The organism is Arthrobacter sp. MMS24-T111, assembly GCF_054888995.1.
In genome coordinates this window covers 1,250,978-1,269,277 of sequence record NZ_JBTZRO010000001.1, presented here as the reverse complement: position 1 = coordinate 1,269,277, position 18,300 = coordinate 1,250,978, and the positions used below count along the sequence as shown (strand labels likewise).

The window sequence follows — 18,300 nt, the reverse complement described above, 5'->3', positions numbered from 1 at the left end:
GTGGTTGGCCTCGACCTGGAGGGCCGGACGGTGGCGGTCACCGGCGCCGGCCAGGGCCAGGGTGCCGCCGAGGCGTGGCTCCTGGTGGAAGCCGGGGCCCGCGTCATCGCCACCGACCTTGCGCCGGAGCCGCCGCCTGGGCTCGGCGCGGTGTCCTCAGGCGGGCAACTGACCTACCGGCAGCTGGACGTCACCGACGGCCCGGGCTGGGCGAAACTCGCAGAGTGGATCCGGTCCCGGGACTGGCGGGTGGACGGGCTGGTCAACAATGCCGGCATCACCCGGCGCAGCCGTTTGCTGGACGCGCCGGTGGCCGACCTGCAGGAGGTCTATGAGGTGAATGTCGCCGGCAGCCTCCTGGGCATCCAGGCCCTCGCTCCCCTGATGGGCAGCGGGGCCTCGATCGTGAATGTCGGGTCCGTTGCAGGACTGACGGCGCACTATCCGGTGGCCTACACAGCGAGCAAGTGGGCGCTGCGTGGGCTCTCCCAGGTTGCCGCCATGGAGCTGGGCCCGAGCGGGATCAGGGTCAACACGGTCCACCCCGGCTTCATCGAAACGCCCATGACCGCGGGCGCCAAGCCGGAATTCCGGAAAGCCACCCTGGCCGAGACTCCGCTGGGGCGGACGGGCAGCGTGCAGGAGGTGGCCGGAGTCGTGCTCTTTCTCCTGAGTCCGCTGTCCTCGTTCGTGACCGGCGCGGAAATCCCCGTCGACTGCGGGCAGGCAGGCCACGGCGGGGCCAAGTCGGTCTCCGACGCCCTGCGCTGACCGTCCCCGCCCGAACGGACTGGTCAGCCCGGCAGCACAGCCGACCAGCCGCCGTCCACCATCAGGTTCGCTCCCGTCACATAGGACGCTTCGTCGGACGCCAGGAACAGCGCGCAGGCGGCCACTTCCTCCGGCGCGCCAATCCTGCCCAAGGGAATGCTGCCGGCGATGGTCCGCATGGGGTGGTCGGGAGCGAGGAGGTTGCCCTCGGTGGCGGCCGTGCGGATCATGCCTGGGCTGACGGCATTAACACGCAGCCCGTGCGGCGCTCCTTCGGCCGCCAGCTGTTTGGTCATGGCCACCACGGCTCCCTTGGTGGCGGTGTGCGCCAACCGGCCATTGGTCATGGAGCCCGTCACACCGGCGGTGGAACCCGCCAAAACGATGGCGGCGTTCCGCGCTGCGATCAGCTGCGGCCAGAAGTACTTCACGGGCAGGAACACCACGTCCATCTCGTGCTCCACGTTCCACTTCCAGTCCGCGAACGTCAGCCGCTCCACCGGCGCGAACCGCGTGATGGCCGCATTGGCATAGAGGATATGGACCTGCCCGTGGGCTTCCGCGACCTCCCGGGCCCAGGCGGCCACGGCGGCCTCGTCCGTCAGGTCCACCCGGCTGCTGCCCATCCGACCCCCGGCAGCGGTGACCGCCGCGACCGTGGCTGCCGCGCCGTCGTCGTCCATGTCGCAGCCCACCACCACGGCACCCGCCGCAGCGAACGCGAGCGCCGCGGCCCTGCCCTGGCCGCTGGCCGTTCCGGTGATGACGGCGGTCTTGCCGGCCAGGCGCTGGCTGGAAACGGGCATGGGGTTCCTTCCGAAAGCATGTTTCTTCGACTTTCGCAGGAACCGGCCCGGCGCAGAACGCCGTCTTGGGTCTAGATGGTATCCGCCTCGTGGATGGTCAGGGGGTGGGCTGCGGCGGGAAAGAGTTCGTGCAGCCGGGCGCAGGAGCGCTGCACCACCGAACGCAGCCAGACACCGGCAGGGTCCTCCGCCTGCGAGGGGTGCCAGTACATGGCCTCTACCAGGGACGCTTCTGCGTCGTCGTCGAACTGCAGCACCGCAATGTTGGCGCCCCGCTGGGCCCGGGCCGCCAGCATCCCGGGCACCAGCGCCACCAGGTCCGTGCCTTCCACCAGCAGGGGCAGCGACAGGAACCCGCCCACCACGGCAGCCACCCGGCGCTGGATGCCGCGCGATTCGAACAGCTTGTCCGCGGGAGTGCTGATGCCTTCCCCGAAGTAGCCGACGGCGTGGGGCACCTTGGCCAGGTCGGCAAGGGTAAGGCGGGGCTGCTGGAGCAAAGGGTTGCCGGCATCCGCAACGGCCATGAAGCTGTCCCTGAAGAGTTGCCGGCTGGCCCCCTGCATCTGGTACCCGGTGGGCCCGACGAGCAGGTCGATCTTGGAGTAGTCAGCCATCTGGCCCTGGATCCCGGACTTTGACGTGGGAACGAAATCCACGGAGACCCCGGGCGCCTCCTCCCGCAGGATGCCCCGGAGCGGGCCCACGATCAGCGCCGCCGCATAGTCGGAGGCGGCAATCACGAACTCCCGCTCGCTGGACGCAGGATCGAACCCGGAGCGAACGCGCGTGGCCCGCTGGATGTGGAGCATGGCTTCATCAACCAGCGGGACCAGGGACTGGGCGAAGGGCGTCAGGTCGTAGGTGCGGCCATTGCGGACCAGGAGCTCGTCGTCGAAATGGCGCCGAAGCCTTGCCATTGCCGCGCTGGTGGCAGGTTGGCTGAGCTGGAGGCGCTCAGCAGCCCGGGTGATGTTCCTCAGCTCCAGCAGGACCTGCAGGTGGGGCAGCAGGTTCAGGTCCAGGTTCTTCATACCCACAGGTTAGCCGCGCCCGGACGCCCGGAACCGCCGCCGGACCGCCGGCGCTTCAGGATCCCAGTTCTTGGGCGACCCGCCGGGCACCGCGGACGGCGATGGCCACGCTCATCAGCGTGGGGTTCATGGCCGTGGCCGTCGGTATGAGCGCGTTCCCGCCCACCACCAGGTTCTCGTAGCCCCACACCCGGGACCATGGATCGGCAACGGAGCTGCCGTCGTCGGCCGCTCCCATGCGCATGGTGCCCTGGTAGTGCAGGCTGGAGCCGTTGGGCATCAGCCGGGGTTCGGCCACAAAGACGCCCAAGGCCTTGCCAGCACGCCGCAGCCGGTCGGTGGCCTGGGCAATTTCCGCCTCCTCGCGTTCGGTGAGTGCGTACTCGATGGTCATGTTGGGGAAACCGCGGTAGTCGGGCTCATGGTCGTCGAAGCTGACGGCGTCCTCGTAGCGGGGATGCTTGCGCATGCCGTAGCCCATGTTCACGTAGCCCCACCGGTTGTCCGAGTACGGGGTGCCCGGTTCCATTGGGAACGGGGTGGACTCCGAGTACATGACCTGCACGGAGAAGGGGTGTTCGGGTTCGGAGAAGGGGATGCGGTTGACTGCGGCCACGGGGTCGGCGGGATTTTGGGCGCGCCGGGCCAGTTCCGCGTCAAGGTCACCCTCGGCGGCAAAACGGAGCATCTTGTCGGCGTCAAGAGCCACGGTGGAGATCACCACCGGGTGTTCGGTCAGGTAGTGGCCCAGCGCTTGGGGGCGGATGCCCGAGGCCCACAGGAGCTGCGGCGAGCGGAAGGCATCTGCCGCTACCACCACCACGTCCGCCGGAACAAAGGACTCCGTACCCGTGCGGAGATCCTGCACGGTGACCCCGGCGGCCCGGTTTCCATCGAGGTCAACCCGGCGGACCAGGGTGAGGTCGCGGAGTTCGAACCGCTGTGAGAGCGCGTTGCCGGGGTCGATCAACGGCCCGAGGACGACGTCGGCCCCCGCCCAGCGGACGGACCCGTCGGGTTGCGGGTCACCGGCCACCGGAAGGGTTCCCACCCCGTAGCCGTCGGGCAGCTCCGCGCCGAACTCTTCGTCCAGGAGGGAGCGGATGGCTTCGCCGACTTTGGAGTCCGCGAAGGCTGCACTGTGGACGTGCAGGAGGCCCTTGGCCGCTTCAATCAGGCCGTCCCACTCGTCGTCGGCGATGAAGGGGATCTTTTCGCTGAACGCGGGCGACGGCGTCGCGCAGGTCCAGTGCGCGCCCTGGCCGCCAACGTTGGTGGCGGCAGCCGCCGCCGGGAACGAGGGGGCGTGCGCTGACCCTTCTCCGCCGAAGTCCAGGAGGTGCGTGCCCTGGCGCGCGGTGAACATGCCCTCGGTGACTGTTGCTGCCGGGATGCCGAGGGACTCCCGGAACGCCCCGGCCTGCGGTCCCTGCGACATTTCCCGGGCGCGTGCTTTCTCGGCTGGGTCCGGGATGTTCCGGACGCTCTCGCCGGGAACGGCTGTCAGTTGCGGCCCGGCTTCGAACATCACCACCCGGGCGGTGGGGACTTGCTCCAGCAGCAGGCGGGCGTAAGTGGAACCGATGGGTCCGCTGCCGACGACGGCAATGGTGGGGTTGGACATGATGTCTCCTTTGAGATCAGGCCGGGAGGGTTTCGGAAGGTGCGTGGGCAGGGACGGGTTCGTCGGACAGGCGGCCGTGCGGGAGCAGGACTGCCGCCAGGATGCCCAGGGCGTAGGCGCAGGCAAGGGCGATGAAGATGGGTGTGAAGACGGATGAGTAGATCTGGGCGACGTCGGCTTGGACCGCCGGTGCCGCTTGGTGTACCTGCTGCGGGGTGAGGGTGGAGGCGTCCAGCCCCGCCGGCAGGAGGGCCGCGACCCCGGAGCCGATGACGCCGCCGATGACCGCCGTCGCCACGGTTGATCCCACCTGCCGGACCAGGTTGATGGTTGCGGTGATGGTGCCGGTCTGGCCTGCGGGGACGGCGCCCTGGACCACGGCCACGATGAGGCTCATGAACGCCCCGGTGCCCAGGCCCACGGCACCCATCACGATCATGGGCGCCCACAGCGGGAGGCCGGCCGGGAGCAGCGCCATCACCAGCAGGGCCACGGCTCCCAGCACCGTTCCGCCGACCGGGAAGATCCGGTAACGCCCGGTGCGGCTGGCCAGCCAGCCCGTGAGGAGGTTGCTGATCAGCATGCCGAAGACGGTGGCGATGGGAACCAGCCCGGACACCGTAGCCGAGGTCCGGTAGGCCATCTGGAAGTAGGTGGGCAGGTAGGCGGTGATGGAGAAGAAGCCGACGCCGATGATCGCCGAGAGTGCCGTACCGGCAGCAATGGTGCGGTTGGCGAAGAAGTGCAGCGGAATGATGGGCTCAGGTGCCCGCCGCTCGATCAGGAAAAAGGCGATAAAGCCCGCGATGCTGGCCGCGAGCGCGCTTCCGGCCGCAGGACCGCCGTCCCTTTCCGCGGCCCAGGAGGCGGCAAGGACGAGCGCCACCAGCGCGGAGGTAAAGACGGCGGAGCCGGCGATGTCGAAGTGCCGGGGCGCCGGGCCCGGTTCCAGGTGGGGAACGGCCACCAGTGCCAGGGCGAACGCAGCGGCGCCCACCGGGATGTTGATCCAGAAGACCCACTGCCAGCCCCAGTAATCGGTGATGGCACCGCCCACCACCGGGCCCACCAGGATGGCGATGGGAAAAGCCGCCCCGATGATGGCCATGTAGCGGGGCCGTTCCCGCTGCGTGGTCACGCGGGCGATGATGGTCTGCGACATGAGCTGCAGGCCCGCCGAGCTCATGCCCTGGAGGACACGGGCGGCAATGAGCCACGCGATGTCCGTGGCAAAACCGCAGGCCAGGGATGCGGCCAGGAACATCACCAGGGAAACAAGGAAGATCCGCCGGGCGCCGAGGACATCGCCGAGCCTGCCGAGCACGGGCAGCAGCACCGTGCTGGCCAGGGTGTAGCCCACCACCACCCAGCTCATCAGCTGCAGGGCACCCAGCTCTCCGGAAATGGTGGCAAGGGATGTGGAGACCACCGTGTGGTCCAGTGCCCCGAGGAACGAGACAGTGAGCAGGGAGGTGGTGAGGAGGCGAAGTTTTACAGGTGATAGTTGCATAGTGGTCTGTCCGAACGATCGGACCGTCGACGCGACGTGGTGTGCCCCCGGCGCACCAACACGACGGGGAACGGGTCCGGATGGGACCCCGGCGCCACTCCCCACCCTACAACCACTTACGTCTAAAAACAACAAAAGATTGCACGTAATCGACGGAGTCACTGGGCGGCCCGCGCGCTCGCCACGTCGTGCGCCAGCCGTTGGTCTTCCACCAGTTCTTCCAGGTCAGCCACCTCCCTGCCGCTCGAGGCGGCTTCGATGGCGCGGCGCAAGGCCAGCCGGGCCGGAGCCTCGTAGCGCTCCGGCGCCGTCAGCGCACCCTCCACCGTCGAGGCCTCCAGCTTGACCCGACCGGCAGCGTGGTCAATGGCAACCTCCGTCCTGACCTCGCCCAAGCCCAGGACCTGGAGCAAGCCGCCCGCGGCGGGCCCTTCGAGGACGGTGCCCACCAGGGTGGACGAAAGGCGGCTTCCGCCGGCCACCGGCGAGTCCAGCAGTGCCATGGTGCCCTGCGCGGCCGCCATACCCGCCCGGAAGGTCAGCCGGGAACCTGCCAGGAACCGGGCCCAGCCGAGGCCGTCACGGATCACGGCATCCAGGAGGGCGGCGGGGGCGGCGCACTCCACGGTGACCACCCTCGGCAGGGTCCCGCGCCGCGCCCGGACCGCGTCCGCCACCATGTCGGTGCGGAGGCCGGGGCGGTCGACGACCACCGGAATACCTCCGGACCAGGCGCCCGCGGCGAAGACCTCCCGGGGCAGGGCCGCGGGATCCGCGATCACCACCGCCGCCGCTCCCCGGTCCCGGGCATCCAGCAGCCCGGCCCACCAGTTGCCGGAGCCGGGTATGACGGCAACAGCACCGCGCACGTCCTCCGCCAGCCTGGCACTGGCGGGAAGCCCGGCCGCGGCCGCCACGTAGGCGGGCAACCGGGTAAAGACGCCGGCACGGCGCCCTTGCAGCGTCACTGCCGGCCCGCTTCGAGGATCTTTGCGGCGGCAGCATCAGCCAGGTCGATTGCGTAGTGCGCGTCAGCCAGCAGTTCGTCGTACTCCACCGGGACCCCCTCCTCAAGGCGCGAGGCCAGGGCGCGCCACTCAGCCACATAGCCGTCCACGGGATCCCTCCCGTATCCGGTCCACTGTCCATCGTCCGCGCGTACATTGATGACGGCGCTTCCCGCATGGACGAAGGCCGACGGGAAGGTGACCTCGATCCGGTCACGGGAGGTGGCGATGGCCATGCGCCAATAGGCGTCGGGGCCTTCCGGAAGCATGGTGAGGGCGAGTTGGACCAGGACACTGCCTGCCCGGTACCCCACCAGGTAGCCGATGGGCGGGGCGAGCCGTGCATAGACGACCTCGTCAATGCACGGTGCGACGTCCCTGACCGCAGGCAGGTCATGGATGGCCAGCCCGGTCAGCAGCTGCCGCAGGACTCCTGCAGCCACCGCCGGATCGCCCAGGTCCGGGCGGGCGTGGGCTGCGGCCTGGAACGGGCCGCCTTCCGCCACGAGCCGGTGGTACCTTTCGTTGGGCGGAAGCGCCAAAGTGACCAATACGGCCCGCACCCCGCCGCCGAGCGAAGCAAGGTGGCGCCTGGCGCGGTCCCAAGCGGCATCAAACACGTGGTTTGTGCCGACCAGGAGGATGGCGCCGGCCGCCCGGCAGGCATCGATGGCGCGGCCGGCATCTTGCTTGGTGGTGGCCAGGGGCTTTTCGCAGAAGATGGCCCGCTTGCCGGCCGCCACTGCCGCCAGGATATGGCGGGCGTGTTCTGACGGCGGGCTGCAGACAGCCACCACCTGCACCTCCGGGTCAGCCAGCAGCTCCGCTCCCCGCTGGACCAGTGCGCACCACACGGTTCAGCAAGATCCCGGGAACGGCCACTTCCGGCTTCGGCGATATGCACCACATCGAACAGGTCCGGGAGTCCGCGCAACACCGGCAAATGAAGGGCCGCAACGCCGGGTCCGGCTCCGAGTATCCCTATCCTCCAAGGCATCGCCACCTCCTTCTTATGTCTCTATTATTCATAAGTCGGCGAATTTTTAGCCATAGTGGATCTGATTTCGCGCCTTAGTCGCGTGCAATGTGTGAGAATTGGTGCCATGACGACAGACTCCACCCTCCGTTTCGGAGCACAAACGGACGAAGTGACCAGCCTGCTGCGGATCGTCAACCTGGTGCGGACAGGCGAGGCGACCACCCGGCCGGAAATCGGCAAGGTTACCGGGCTGGGCCGGGGCGTCGTGAGCCAGCGGGTTGACCAGGCCATCGCGATTGGATTCCTGGGTGACGGCGACTTCGGAGCCTCGTCCGGAGGCCGCGCGCCGCGGACCCTCCGTTTTCGCTCAGAACAGGGGCGGATTGTCATATGCGCCCTCGGCGCGGCACACATCAGGGTGGGCTTCGCGGCGCTCGACGGCGACATCATTGACCACGCACACCGCAGCTGGGACATCGCCCAGGGACCGGAGAAGACGATCGATGCTGTCATGTCCCTTGTTGAGGATGTGCTCAAGAATCATCCTCCCGTGCCGGTATGGGGCGTCGTGGTTGGCCTGCCGGGACCGGTGGACTTCGCTACGGGACAGCCCGTGGCTCCGCCGATCATGCCCGGGTGGAACGGCTACGACGTCCGGACGCCCTTCGAGGAACGCTTCAACGCGCCGGTATGGGTGGATAACGACTCCAACCTTCTGGCGCTTGGTGAGCGGGCCCGCCGTCGCGACATGCTCACGGACCTGATCTACTGCAAGATCGGCTCAGGCGTCGGCTCCGGCCTGCTGTCCAAGGGCCGGATCCACCGTGGTGCCAACGGCGCTGCCGGGGACATTGGCCACGTCCGGGTCTCTGATTCCAACGAGCAGTGCCGCTGCGGCAAGGTCGGATGCCTCGAAGCCGTGGCCGGCGGATGGGCCCTGGTACGGGACGCGGAGCAGGCCATCAAGGAAGGCGCCACCACTTCCCTTGCCGGCCGGGCAAAGGAGCGGGCACTGACGCTGGAGGACATCACGCTCGCGGCACAGGCCGGTGATTCGCTCGCCATCTCGCTCGTCCAGAAGTCCGCCCATGTAGCCGGCGAGACCATTTCAGCCCTGGTCAATATGTTCAACCCGGGAGTCATTGTCATCGGCGGCGCCATTGCTTCTGCCGGCGAGGTATTCCTGGCCGAGGTTCGGCAACGCGTGTATGAGCTGTCACTGCCCCTGGCCACCCGCGACCTCACCATCACGTTGTCCGTGAACGACGAGCGCGAACCTCTGCGCGGCGGAGCCGAACTTGCGCGCGAGCAGCTGTTCGACGTCACCTTCCCGCGGTGGTTTGCCGACGGCCGGCCATCCCCCGAACGCACGGCAGTGCCGGCCTGACTTGGCATTCCGGCCTGGCGGCGCCACTCACGCGACGTCCCGGGAGATGCCCGGCACCACGGCAGGACGTACAGCCAGCCGGGCCTCAACGTGAAACGGGAGTACCAGCGCCGACCCTGATGGGGCCTGGAGGTAAGGCACCATCAGGGTGAAATCGACGGCGACGGCATGCGTACCGGCGGAGATTTCCTGCGGGACCGCCAGGACAAGCCTGTCCTGAATGAACCACCAGCCGGGCTCGGCCCGCAAGGCCTCGGCAGGCACGCGCCTGGCACCGAGCCCCACCGACACCCGGTCCGCCGCCACCGGCACTGAATCCACTTCCACAGCCAGGCCGGCCACACTGGAGAGCGGCATCGAACGGATCCACGGCAAACCGAGCCGGAGCTCGAAACCAGCGGGAACGGCGGTCAGCGCATCGTCACGCAAAGCGGTTTCCAATCCAACACCCTTCCTTTATCCTAAAACTGACATAAGTTTGTCAGTTAAGTGCATAAAAGGAAAGGGAGCCATGGCTAACGAAATTCCCGGCGGCTGGACCCTCTGCGCCAGCTCATTCAACTGGGCGCCCGACATCGTGGCCGCCCGGCGCCCGGCCAGGGACATCGTTTCCGGCATCGCGGACTCGGTGCGGACGGTGGAGTCGAACCGGGGCTCGTATGGCGGTCCTTTCCCGCTCCCCAGGACGATGAGGCGGACGCCCTGCGGGAATCCCTGGCGGCGAAAGGGGCCCGCATCAGCATTGTCGGGGCGAGCCTGGACGACTTCACCTCCCCCGGCACCAGACGTTCCCAGAAGGAGCGGCTGGACTTCCTGGTGCCCCAACTGCACGCTGCGCACCGGGTGGGAGCCCACGGCGTGCGCCTGCCGATCGGCCAGTCAGGGCCGGAACTGCTCACCCTGCTGCAACCACTGCTGCACCGGCTGGACCTGGTGTTGTACGAGGAAATCCAAGGGCAGCAGGCCCCGGGGAGCCCCGGCGTCGACCCTGCACTGGAGGCGATCGCCACGCTGGCGGATGACCACGTGCGGGTGCTCGTGGACATCAGCATGCTCATGCCCGCCCTTCCCCCACCTACCTCGAGGAACTTCGCCAAGGCGGCATTCCCGCGGACCTCCTGGCACGCCTAGAACACGACTGGCAGGATCCCGCCACCCTCGACGCCGTCACGGCCCTGCTCCGGTCGGGGGAGGTGCCGCCGCGGATCCACACCCTCTACATGAACCTGTTGATCCGTTTCGGCCGCAGCCAAGCAGGAGACCTGCAGGCCATCATGCCCCTGGTGGGGGCCTTCCACCTGAAGTTCTGGGACCTGAACGACGACGGCGGGCGGGTATCGCAGCCGCTGCGGGACCTTGCCGGCCTGCTCAGCCGGACCAGCTTCACCGGCACGCTGACCAGCGAGTGGGGCGGCCACGAGTGGCTGCAGGAGGACCCCACCGAGATGACGCAGCGTCATCTGGCCCTGGCGGAGGCAGCCCTTTCCACGGGTGGTTGAGCCTGGGAACAAAACACAACGGCCGGCCCGGAAGATTCCGGGCCGGCCGTTGTGTTGGCGGTGCTATTTGGTGCTGAAGGCGGCGTCGAAGGCGACCGCAGATGGCTCGTAGCCGGAAAGCCTGCGGACAAACTCAAGCGCTTCAGGAGCGCCGTCCAACCGGTCCATGCCTGCGTCCTCCCATTCCACTGAGAGCGGTCCGCGGTAGCCGATCGAATTGAGCATCCGGAACGCGTCCTCCCAGGGCACATCGCCGTGGCCGGTGGAGATGAAATCCCAGCCCCGGCGCGGGTCGGCCCACGGCAGGTGGGACGACAGCCTGCCGTTGCGCCCGTTGACCAGCCGCTTCTTCGTGTCCTTGCAGTGCACATGGTAAATGCGGTCCTGGAAGTCCCACAGGAATCCCACGGGATCAATGTCCTGCCAGACCATGTGGCTCGGGTCCCAGTTCAACCCGAAGGCTTCCCGGTGCCCGATCGCCTCCAGGGTGCGCCGGGTGGTCCAGTAGTCGTAGGCAATCTCGGACGGGTGCACCTCATGGGCAAACCGGACGCCCACCTCGTCAAAAACGTCGAGGATCGGGTTCCACCGGTCGGCAAAGTCCTGGTAGCCGGCGTCGACCATCTTCTCCGTGGCCGGCGGGAACATGGCAACGTACTTCCAGATGGACGATCCCGTAAAGCCCGTCACCGTCTTCACGCCAAGCTTCGCAGCCAGCCGTGCGGTGTTCTTCAACTCCTCGGCGGCGCGCCGGCGGACGCCCTCCGGATCGCCGTCGCCCCACACCACGTCGGGCAGGATGCCCCGGTGCCGTTCGTCGATCGGGTCGTCGCACACTGCCTGGCCCTTGAGATGGTTGGAAATGGTCCACACCTTCAGGCCGTTGCGTTCCAGGATGTCCAGCTTGCCCTGCACGTAGGCGTCGTCGTCCCAGCGCCACGGATCCAGGTGGTCGCCCCAGCAGGCGATCTCCAGGCCGTCATAGCCCCATTCGCCGGCGAGGCGGGCCACTTCTTCGAAGGGCAGGTCGGCCCACTGGCCGGTGAACAAAGTGATCGGTCGTGCCACGGTTGTCTCCTCCCTACACTGCCGGGGCGGGTACGCCGGCGGCGACCCGTGTCCAGGCGGAATCATTGTCGGAACTGCGTTCAACTGCCTCCAGTACCTGTTGCACCTGCAGCCCGTCGGCGAAGGTCGGTTGCGGGTGGGCGCCGTTGGCGATGCCCTCCACCAGGTCCTTCACCTGGTGCGAGAACCCGTGCTCGTAGCCGAGCATGTGGCCGGCGGGCCACCACCCGGACAGGTACGGGTGCTCCGGCTCGGTGACCAGGATCTTCCGGAACCCTTGGCGGTCCGGGGAAGCGGTCCGGTCGTAGAACTGGACGCTGTTGAGGTCTTCGAGGTCGAAGGCAAGGGCCCCCTTGTCCCCGGAAACCTCAATTTGCAGCGCGTTCTTCCTGCCGGTCGCGAACCTGGAAGCCTCGAAGGAGGCCAGGGCGCCGGATTCGAAGCGGCCGGTGAAAATGGCGATGTCATCCACCGTTACCTTGCCGAATCCCGCACCCGCGGTTCCGGACAGCCCCGCGCCCGATTCGAGCAGGGGCCGTTCCTTCACGATGGTCTCGATTACACCGGAGACCGTGCGGAGGGTGAGGCCGGTGACGAACTGGGCGAGGTCGATGGCGTGGGCTCCGATGTCGCCCAGCGCACCGGATCCGGCGTGTTCCTTCTGCAGGCGCCACGCGAGCGGCATGTCCGGGTCAACCAGCCAGTCCTGCCGGTAGGAGGCCCGGACCTGGCGGACTGTTCCCACCGCACCTTCGGCAATGAGATTGCGCATGAGGGTTGCCCCGGGGACGCGGCGGTAGGTGAACCCCACCATCGCACGAAGGCCGCGGGCGGCGGCCCTTTCCGCAGCTTCGGCCATTGCTTCGGCTTCGGCCACGGTGTTAGCCAGCGGCTTCTCGCACAGGACGTGCTTTCCCGCCTCCAGGGCAGCAATGGCGATCTCGGCGTGGGAGTCGCCTGGGGTGACAATGTCGACGACGTCGATGTCTTCCCGCGCGATCACGTCGCGCCAGTCGGTGGTCGCCTCAGCCCACCCCCACTTCCGCGCCGCCTCATTCACCGCTTGGGCGTTCCGGCCGACAATGACCGCCATGTCCGGCTCGGCGGGAAGGTCGAACACCCGCGGAGCCGTGCGCCAGCCCTGGGAATGCGCGGCGCCCATGAACCCGTACCCGATCATGGCCACGCGCAGGGTGGTCATGCCAGCACAACCCTTCGGTCCACGGCCACCCGGTTCCCGACGTACCGCATTGGAGCGATCTGCATGTAGAGGAGGCGGAGGGTCAGGATGACCTCGACGTCGATTTCCTCGCCGGCGTCGGGAACACGGTCCAACGGGATGATGATGTCCGGCTTGTCAGCCACGAACCACAGGGTGTCCCACTGCTCCGGAAGCTCCGCGATGGAGTAGGAACGGCCCTGCAGTTCGAAGCGGAGGGATTCCTTGGAGATCTCCACGCCGTTGACGGTTGCCGCGACGTCGTCCACGGCGGACAGCCAGAGACTCCGGTACCACGGGAGCTGGACGGCTACGGAGATGCCTTCCGGGTGCCGGCGGACGTCGGCGTCCTGGAACAGCGAATTGTGAGTTGCCATGGGCTTTCCTTACTTAGCAGTCTCGACCAAGGTCGGGTGGGAGTCGGATGCGTTCGGTACCACTGATTCTTCGATGGCCTTGCGCATGAGGGCGTGCTGCTTCTTGACGAGCTCGATGGGGTCGGATTCGCCGAGGTCGGCAAACGCGTGGCCCTCCCACTCGCTGGACAGGAAGCCCTGGTAGCCGCCCTTGACGAACTGGCGCACAATCCTCGGAATGTCCATGGCGGGTTCGTTGCCGTTCTCGTCGATGTCATAGAACTTGGCGTGGACGTGGAACATCTGCGGCATGATGTCCAGCCATTCCTCCGGTGGAACCAGGCCGTGCATGTTGAAGGCCAGCCGGGTGAAGGGACCAAGCTGCGCCGGATCGAAGTTGTTCTCCCGCAGGTAGTCCTCAAATTCCTGGTTGCGTTCCTGCATGGGCAGGGGCTTGCGCCAGATGTCCTGCATGACGGCGAAGTGTTCCTGCGGCAGGCCCATCTGGGTCAGCGTGCGGAACAGGGTGGGAGAGAGGCTGTGCATGGTGGAGCTGAAGTCAGCGGTGAAACCCAGGCGATCGCTGTCCAGCTCGGCGTACATCTCCCGGATCTGCAGGATCTTCGGATCGTTGGGGCCCTGGGGGGCGTGGATCTCGTAGCCCAGCTTCTGGTCGTACTTTTCGGCCAGGGGAAGAAGCCGCCGCAGCAGTTCCTTGCCGGCGGACCGGATCACGATCTTGTTGAAGCCGAGCGTGTTGGCGGTCTTGAGTTGCCTGGCGAAGAAGTCGAATTCCTCGTCCGGCGTCATGTCCCGGTCCTTGCGCCGGCCCATGTCCAGGTTCGTGCCGACGGCGCTCGGGGTGAGGCCGTAGCGGTCCATGCTGTCGCGCCACAGTTTCACGAAGTCGTCATCCACGTCGGGATAGGTGCGCAGCATTTGCGCGATGTTGAATTCGACGCCGGGACCCAGGCCTTCGTCGGCGACGGCCTTGATCAGGGTCTCGGGGGTGTACAGCCCGGCAGCGAATTCGGAGGTGAGTGAGTAAAGGGTGATGCCAAGCTCGATGCCGGAGCCTGCGATTCCTTCTGACATGTTCTGTGATCCCTTCGGTGTCAGCCGCGGACGGGCTGAGCGAGGTGGCTGTTGAGGATGCGTCGCGCTTCGGCGGCGTCGGTGACCATGGCTGAGCCGGCGTCGGCAGCGGCGGAGCGCTGGACGGCCTGCTCGCCGCGGATGATGTCGAACGGGTCCTGCCAGTTGTTCCAGTGCCAGCCTTCGTATTCGCTGGAAATCGCACCGGAATAGCCGTTCTCCACCAGCTGGCGGACCAGGCCGCGCACCGGCACGGACGGCTCTTCGCCGTTCTCGTCGATGCCGAAGAACTTTCCGTGGACGTGCCGGACCCACGGCATGATTTCCAACCAGGTGTCCAGCGGTGCGGGGCCGAAGAGGCCGGTTCCATTGATGGCGAAGTCGATGCCCAGGTCCGGGCGGCCGTTGCGTGCGGCCAGGCCGATAAAGGCGCCGAACCGCTCGCCGTGGACTTTCTGGGTGTTGGGCGGTCCTTCCGCGTAGAAACCGTTCCACAGGTCCACCACCTGCTGGAGCAGGTCCTCGGATGCTCCGCGGCGGCGGTATGCCTCCAACAGCGAAGGGGCGAAGCCGGTGACGGTGGCGCCCCAGTCTGCGGTGAAGCCCAGCAGTGGGGAGTCGAGCTTCTCGTAGCGGTCGCGCAGCGCAAGGACGCGTTCGTGTGCCCCGTGCTGGTCGGCGTGGACTTCCAGCGCCAGTGTGACGTTGTACTTTTCTGCGACGGGAAGGAGGCTCTCCATGGCATCGGGTGTCAGCGAGATTTGAACCCGGGCGATCGGGAAGCCGAGCCTTGCTGCCACTTCGATCTGCTTGCGCATGTATTCGACCAGTTCATCGTGGTTCATGAGCCGGTCGCGGCGGATTCCGGTGTCAACGTTGACGGCGAGCGAGGTGGGCACCAGGTCCACCTCCGCCACAAGGTCCCGGAACTGCCCCACGAAATTGTCATCGACGTGGTCGGGGAAGCCGCGCAGGCTGGAGAAGCCAATGACTTCGAGCCCGGGTCCAAAGCCCTCCGCCGCCACTTTGCGGATCAGGCCGTCGAGATCGTACTGCCGGCCGTGGAAGGCGCGGGTGAAGCTGTAGAGGGTGACGCCCTGGATGGGCGTGCCAAGGCTGGTCATCGTTGTGCCACCTTCATGGTCTTGGTGTCGTGCTCTTCGATGTGCAGCACGCCGTGGTCGGTGATGATGTACGGAATGTAGAGCTTCAGGTCCACCCGCACCTCGTGCCCAGCCTTGGAAGGATCGACGGGAAGGTCCCCGGAAAGCACGGCGGAGTCCAGCGGGAACCACCATTCGCCGGTCTGTTCCACGAGCTCCCCGAAGCTGAATGTGCGGTTGTTCATGGTCCAGCGCAGCGATTCCTCCGGTGCGGCAACACCGTCAATGGTGAGGGCGGCCCCGGCGATGCATGATCCCGGGAGGGCCCGGTACCAGGGAATGCGGACCTCGACGGCGGCGCGGCCGTCCTGGCTGGTAAGTGTTCCTTGCTCGATTATGCGGTCGGCGATCATCGAGACCTCCTTGTCTGCGGCATGCCTTGCCGGCATCGGAATAGCGGCAACGTGCGCTTATTCATTATTTAGTCATTCTATTGTCTGAATCAGACATAAGTAAAGCGTCGGCGAGTTCCGCCGCGATTTTTGCTGCGCCGCGGACCGCGAGCGCCACCGATGTCAGGGTGGGGTTGCACGCCGTGGCGGTGGGAATCACGCCGTTGCCGGCCACGAAGAGGCCGGGGACCTGCCAGACCTCACTGTCCGGGGAACACACGCTTCCGCCGTCGTCGTACTGCCCCATCCGCGTGGTGCCCTGGTAGTGCAGCGAGGCACCCGGCGGGAGGACGAACGGCCGCTCATCGATCGGCTCTCCCACGGCCCTGCCGAGCCGCACAATCTCCTCCTTGGCCCGTTCAAGCACCTCCCGGTCCTTGTCGGTCAGGCTGTAGTGGATGCGCAGGGCAGGCATCCCATAGCTGTCCACGGCGGCGTCGTCGAAGGCGACCCTGTCGTCCCGCTGGAGGTCCTTGGCGCAGAACAGCCCCAGCCCCACAATCGATCCGGGAACGACCGGGTCGTCGTCGGCAAGGGGAATGGGTGAAGCATCCAACTGCATGATCTGGCCATGGAACGGCATCTCATCCGTGTACGGCACCCAGGTCACCCCGCTCTGCTCGCTGAGGGCTCCGTCCGCGCCGGACTGCCCCTCCTCGGCACTGACGCCGCGCAGCCGGGTGGCGAACACCACCTGGGCCTGGTCATTGAGGTACCGGCCCAAGGCCTCCGGCCGGATCCCGGAAGCCCACAACAGTTGGGGGGTGCGCAGCGCGTCACCGCCCACCACCACATAGCGGGCGGCAATCCGGTGCGTGCCGCCATCGCGGCGGTCTTCCACCTCGACCCCGGCGGCGCGGCCGCCCTCAACCAGGACCCGCCGGACCAGGGACTCGTCGAACAGGTCGAACCGCTGGTTTTCCCGGGTGGAAGGACCCATCACGACGTCGGATCCGGACCATACGAGGCGGCCGTCGGCTCGCCGGTGCACGGCGAGGGGCATGGGCTGGACGCGGAAGGCCGGGCTGCGGCCGTCGTCGACGGCGGCCGCGAGCCGATCGTGGACGAGGCCGGAGAACGGTGCCGCCTCAAAGGCAGAAGTGGTGACGCCGAGGAGGCGGTCGGCTTCGTCCAGCAGCTGATCCAAGTCCGGCAGGAACCCGATGCGTTCCTTTCCGCCGGGGCGCGGGCAGGCGGCGGTCCAGTGGGCGGCCATGCCGCCCACGTTGCTGGACATTGCCGCGACGGGCATGCCGTCCTCGCCCGGGAAGGCGTAGCCGTCCTGCAGCAGATACGTTCCGGGACGGGCGCGCCGTTCGCCGCTCTTCACGGCGCCGGGCGAATTGACCGTCTCGGCCCCGGGGCCGGGGCCTTCCGAAGCCCGTTGGGCGGCTGCACGGCGGGCCTCGTCCTCGATGTTCTTGACGTGGGCGCCCGGTGGAGAACTGACCGTGGGTCCCACCTCGAACATGGCGATGCTGGCGCCGGGGGCCCGCTCACTGAGGATGCGGGCGTACGCGGATGCGGTGGGCCCGCTGCCCACGATGGCTACATCGACGGTGGCGGGGTAGCGGCTGCTGCTCACCGTCCTGCCGCCAGTTCTTGGATGCGCCGGACAGACTTGGCGGACTCAATCGTGGGGTAGTACTCAAGCCCGATGGGGCCGGCGTAGCCACTGTCCTGCAGGTCGGTGAGCCTGGCGGCCCAGTCGATGGAACCCGACCCCGGTTCGCCGCGGCCCGGTGCGTCGGCAATCTGGACGTACTTGACCAGCCGGCCCGCATTGGCGAGCTCCGCCGCCACATCCTCCCCTTCCACTGTTGAGTGGTACAGGTCGTAGAGGACGCCGAAGTTGGGCGAGTCCACTCCCCTGGCGACGTAGACGGCCTCGGAGGTCCGGTCCAGCAACGCCCCGGGGTGGTCCACCCGGATGTTGACCGGCTCCAGGACAAGGGTGATCCCGGAGCCTTCGATATGGGCAACGCCCTTGGTGAAGATCTCAATGAGTTCATCGAGCTGGTCCTGCCGCTTGCGGCCGCCGAAGCCGGTGCCGCTGCCTACGACGATCCGCGGGCAGCCCAGTTCCTGTGCGACCTTTACGCCGGCATCGAGGCCCTCGTAGAAGGGCTCGTGGTTCTTTGGCGGAATCATGAACTGCATCCGTGGCTCGGCCAGCTGGGCGGTGAGCTGGACACCGGTTTCCTCAAGTGCCGCCTTGAGAGCCGGGATGTCCTTGCCGGTGGGACCCCACATTTCCACGGCATCGAAGCCTGCCGCGGCCGCCGCGCGTACGCGGTCTGCGGCGCTGTCGCCTGCTTCGGAGAACAAAAGGTCGATATTGGGTGCGAGCTGGAACATGGCAGTCTCCTGGAATTCTTGGAAAGGGGTGG

The 18,300-nt window shown here is 67.3% G+C and carries 19 protein-coding genes; 4 read left to right on the top strand and 15 right to left on the bottom strand.

Annotation, left to right across the window (positions count from 1 at the left end):
• Positions 1-771 (top strand): SDR family NAD(P)-dependent oxidoreductase, encoded by a 771-nt coding sequence (locus tag ACX5I6_RS05850; protein ID WP_461839824.1) that lies wholly within the window; start codon positions 1-3, stop codon positions 769-771.
• Positions 772-794: 23 nt separating this feature from the next.
• Here the strand turns inward: ACX5I6_RS05850 and ACX5I6_RS05845 are convergent, their stop codons facing one another.
• From ACX5I6_RS05845 to ACX5I6_RS05820, 6 genes are all read right to left on the bottom strand, one after another.
• Complete coding sequence (locus ACX5I6_RS05845; RefSeq protein ID WP_461839823.1) at positions 795-1,577, bottom strand: SDR family NAD(P)-dependent oxidoreductase; 783 nt, start codon at positions 1,575-1,577, stop codon at positions 795-797.
• A 71-nt stretch (positions 1,578-1,648) separates the two neighbouring features.
• The gene (locus ACX5I6_RS05840) at positions 1,649-2,611 is read right to left on the bottom strand and encodes a LysR family transcriptional regulator (protein WP_109044121.1); all 963 of its coding nucleotides are present in this window, start codon (positions 2,609-2,611) and stop codon (positions 1,649-1,651) included.
• 55 nt (positions 2,612-2,666) lie between these two features.
• Positions 2,667-4,235 (bottom strand): GMC oxidoreductase, encoded by a 1,569-nt coding sequence (locus tag ACX5I6_RS05835; protein WP_461839822.1) that lies wholly within the window; start codon positions 4,233-4,235, stop codon positions 2,667-2,669.
• A 16-nt stretch (positions 4,236-4,251) separates the two neighbouring features.
• Entirely contained in the window at positions 4,252-5,745 is a 1,494-nt protein-coding gene (locus tag ACX5I6_RS05830) for an MFS transporter (protein WP_461839821.1), read from the bottom strand.
• 158 nt (positions 5,746-5,903) lie between these two features.
• A complete protein-coding gene (locus ACX5I6_RS05825; RefSeq protein WP_461839820.1) occupies positions 5,904-6,713 on the bottom strand; it encodes a hypothetical protein in 810 nt (269 codons plus the stop codon).
• Positions 6,710-7,606 (bottom strand): Gfo/Idh/MocA family protein, encoded by an 897-nt coding sequence (locus tag ACX5I6_RS05820; protein WP_461839819.1) that lies wholly within the window; start codon positions 7,604-7,606, stop codon positions 6,710-6,712. The genes ACX5I6_RS05825 and ACX5I6_RS05820 overlap by 4 nt, the downstream gene beginning before the upstream one ends.
• 249 nt (positions 7,607-7,855) lie before the next feature.
• On the opposite strand from ACX5I6_RS05820, the gene ACX5I6_RS05815 reads away from it, so the two are divergent.
• On the top strand, positions 7,856-9,118 hold the full coding sequence (locus ACX5I6_RS05815; protein WP_461839818.1) for an ROK family protein: 1,263 nt from the start codon (positions 7,856-7,858) through the stop codon (positions 9,116-9,118).
• 27 nt (positions 9,119-9,145) lie between these two features.
• On the opposite strand, the gene ACX5I6_RS05810 is transcribed toward ACX5I6_RS05815, so the two are convergent.
• A complete protein-coding gene (locus ACX5I6_RS05810; RefSeq protein ID WP_461839817.1) occupies positions 9,146-9,559 on the bottom strand; it encodes a C-glycoside deglycosidase beta subunit domain-containing protein in 414 nt (137 codons plus the stop codon).
• A 375-nt stretch (positions 9,560-9,934) separates the two neighbouring features.
• On the opposite strand from ACX5I6_RS05810, the gene ACX5I6_RS05805 reads away from it, so the two are divergent.
• Together ACX5I6_RS05805 and ACX5I6_RS05800 are read left to right on the top strand one after the other, a co-directional pair.
• Positions 9,935-10,249 carry a hypothetical protein gene (locus ACX5I6_RS05805; RefSeq protein ID WP_461839816.1) on the top strand — a complete coding sequence of 105 codons (315 nt, stop codon included), beginning with the start codon at positions 9,935-9,937 and terminating at the stop codon, positions 10,247-10,249.
• An 89-nt stretch (positions 10,250-10,338) separates the two neighbouring features.
• Positions 10,339-10,617, top strand: coding sequence for a hypothetical protein (locus tag ACX5I6_RS05800; RefSeq protein WP_461839815.1), 279 nt, complete (start codon positions 10,339-10,341; stop codon positions 10,615-10,617).
• 63 nt (positions 10,618-10,680) lie between these two features.
• On the opposite strand, the gene ACX5I6_RS05795 is transcribed toward ACX5I6_RS05800, so the two are convergent.
• The 8 genes from ACX5I6_RS05795 to ACX5I6_RS05760 all read right to left on the bottom strand — a co-directional run bounded on the left by ACX5I6_RS05795 (position 10,681) and on the right by ACX5I6_RS05760 (position 18,268).
• Positions 10,681-11,685: a sugar phosphate isomerase/epimerase family protein gene (locus ACX5I6_RS05795; RefSeq protein ID WP_461839814.1), complete on the bottom strand. Its 1,005-nt coding sequence runs from the start codon at positions 11,683-11,685 to the stop codon at positions 10,681-10,683.
• A gap of 13 nt (positions 11,686-11,698) precedes the next feature.
• Complete coding sequence (locus ACX5I6_RS05790) at positions 11,699-12,886, bottom strand: Gfo/Idh/MocA family protein (RefSeq protein ID WP_461839813.1); 1,188 nt, start codon at positions 12,884-12,886, stop codon at positions 11,699-11,701.
• Positions 12,883-13,281 (bottom strand): C-glycoside deglycosidase beta subunit domain-containing protein, encoded by a 399-nt coding sequence (locus ACX5I6_RS05785; RefSeq protein WP_285246684.1) that lies wholly within the window; start codon positions 13,279-13,281, stop codon positions 12,883-12,885. The genes ACX5I6_RS05790 and ACX5I6_RS05785 overlap by 4 nt, the downstream gene beginning before the upstream one ends.
• Positions 13,282-13,290: 9 nt before the next feature.
• Positions 13,291-14,355, bottom strand: coding sequence for a sugar phosphate isomerase/epimerase family protein (locus tag ACX5I6_RS05780; protein ID WP_461839812.1), 1,065 nt, complete (start codon positions 14,353-14,355; stop codon positions 13,291-13,293).
• A 20-nt stretch (positions 14,356-14,375) separates the two neighbouring features.
• The gene (locus tag ACX5I6_RS05775) at positions 14,376-15,479 is read right to left on the bottom strand and encodes a sugar phosphate isomerase/epimerase family protein (RefSeq protein WP_461839811.1); all 1,104 of its coding nucleotides are present in this window, start codon (positions 15,477-15,479) and stop codon (positions 14,376-14,378) included.
• A complete protein-coding gene (locus tag ACX5I6_RS05770; RefSeq protein ID WP_285246681.1) occupies positions 15,476-15,871 on the bottom strand; it encodes a C-glycoside deglycosidase beta subunit domain-containing protein in 396 nt (131 codons plus the stop codon). The genes ACX5I6_RS05775 and ACX5I6_RS05770 overlap by 4 nt, the downstream gene beginning before the upstream one ends.
• Before the next feature lie 64 nt (positions 15,872-15,935).
• The gene (locus tag ACX5I6_RS05765) at positions 15,936-17,495 is read right to left on the bottom strand and encodes a GMC oxidoreductase (RefSeq protein ID WP_461839810.1); all 1,560 of its coding nucleotides are present in this window, start codon (positions 17,493-17,495) and stop codon (positions 15,936-15,938) included.
• Complete coding sequence (locus tag ACX5I6_RS05760; protein WP_109044136.1) at positions 17,492-18,268, bottom strand: TIM barrel protein; 777 nt, start codon at positions 18,266-18,268, stop codon at positions 17,492-17,494. The genes ACX5I6_RS05765 and ACX5I6_RS05760 overlap by 4 nt, the downstream gene beginning before the upstream one ends.
• Positions 18,269-18,300 lie beyond the last annotated feature (32 nt).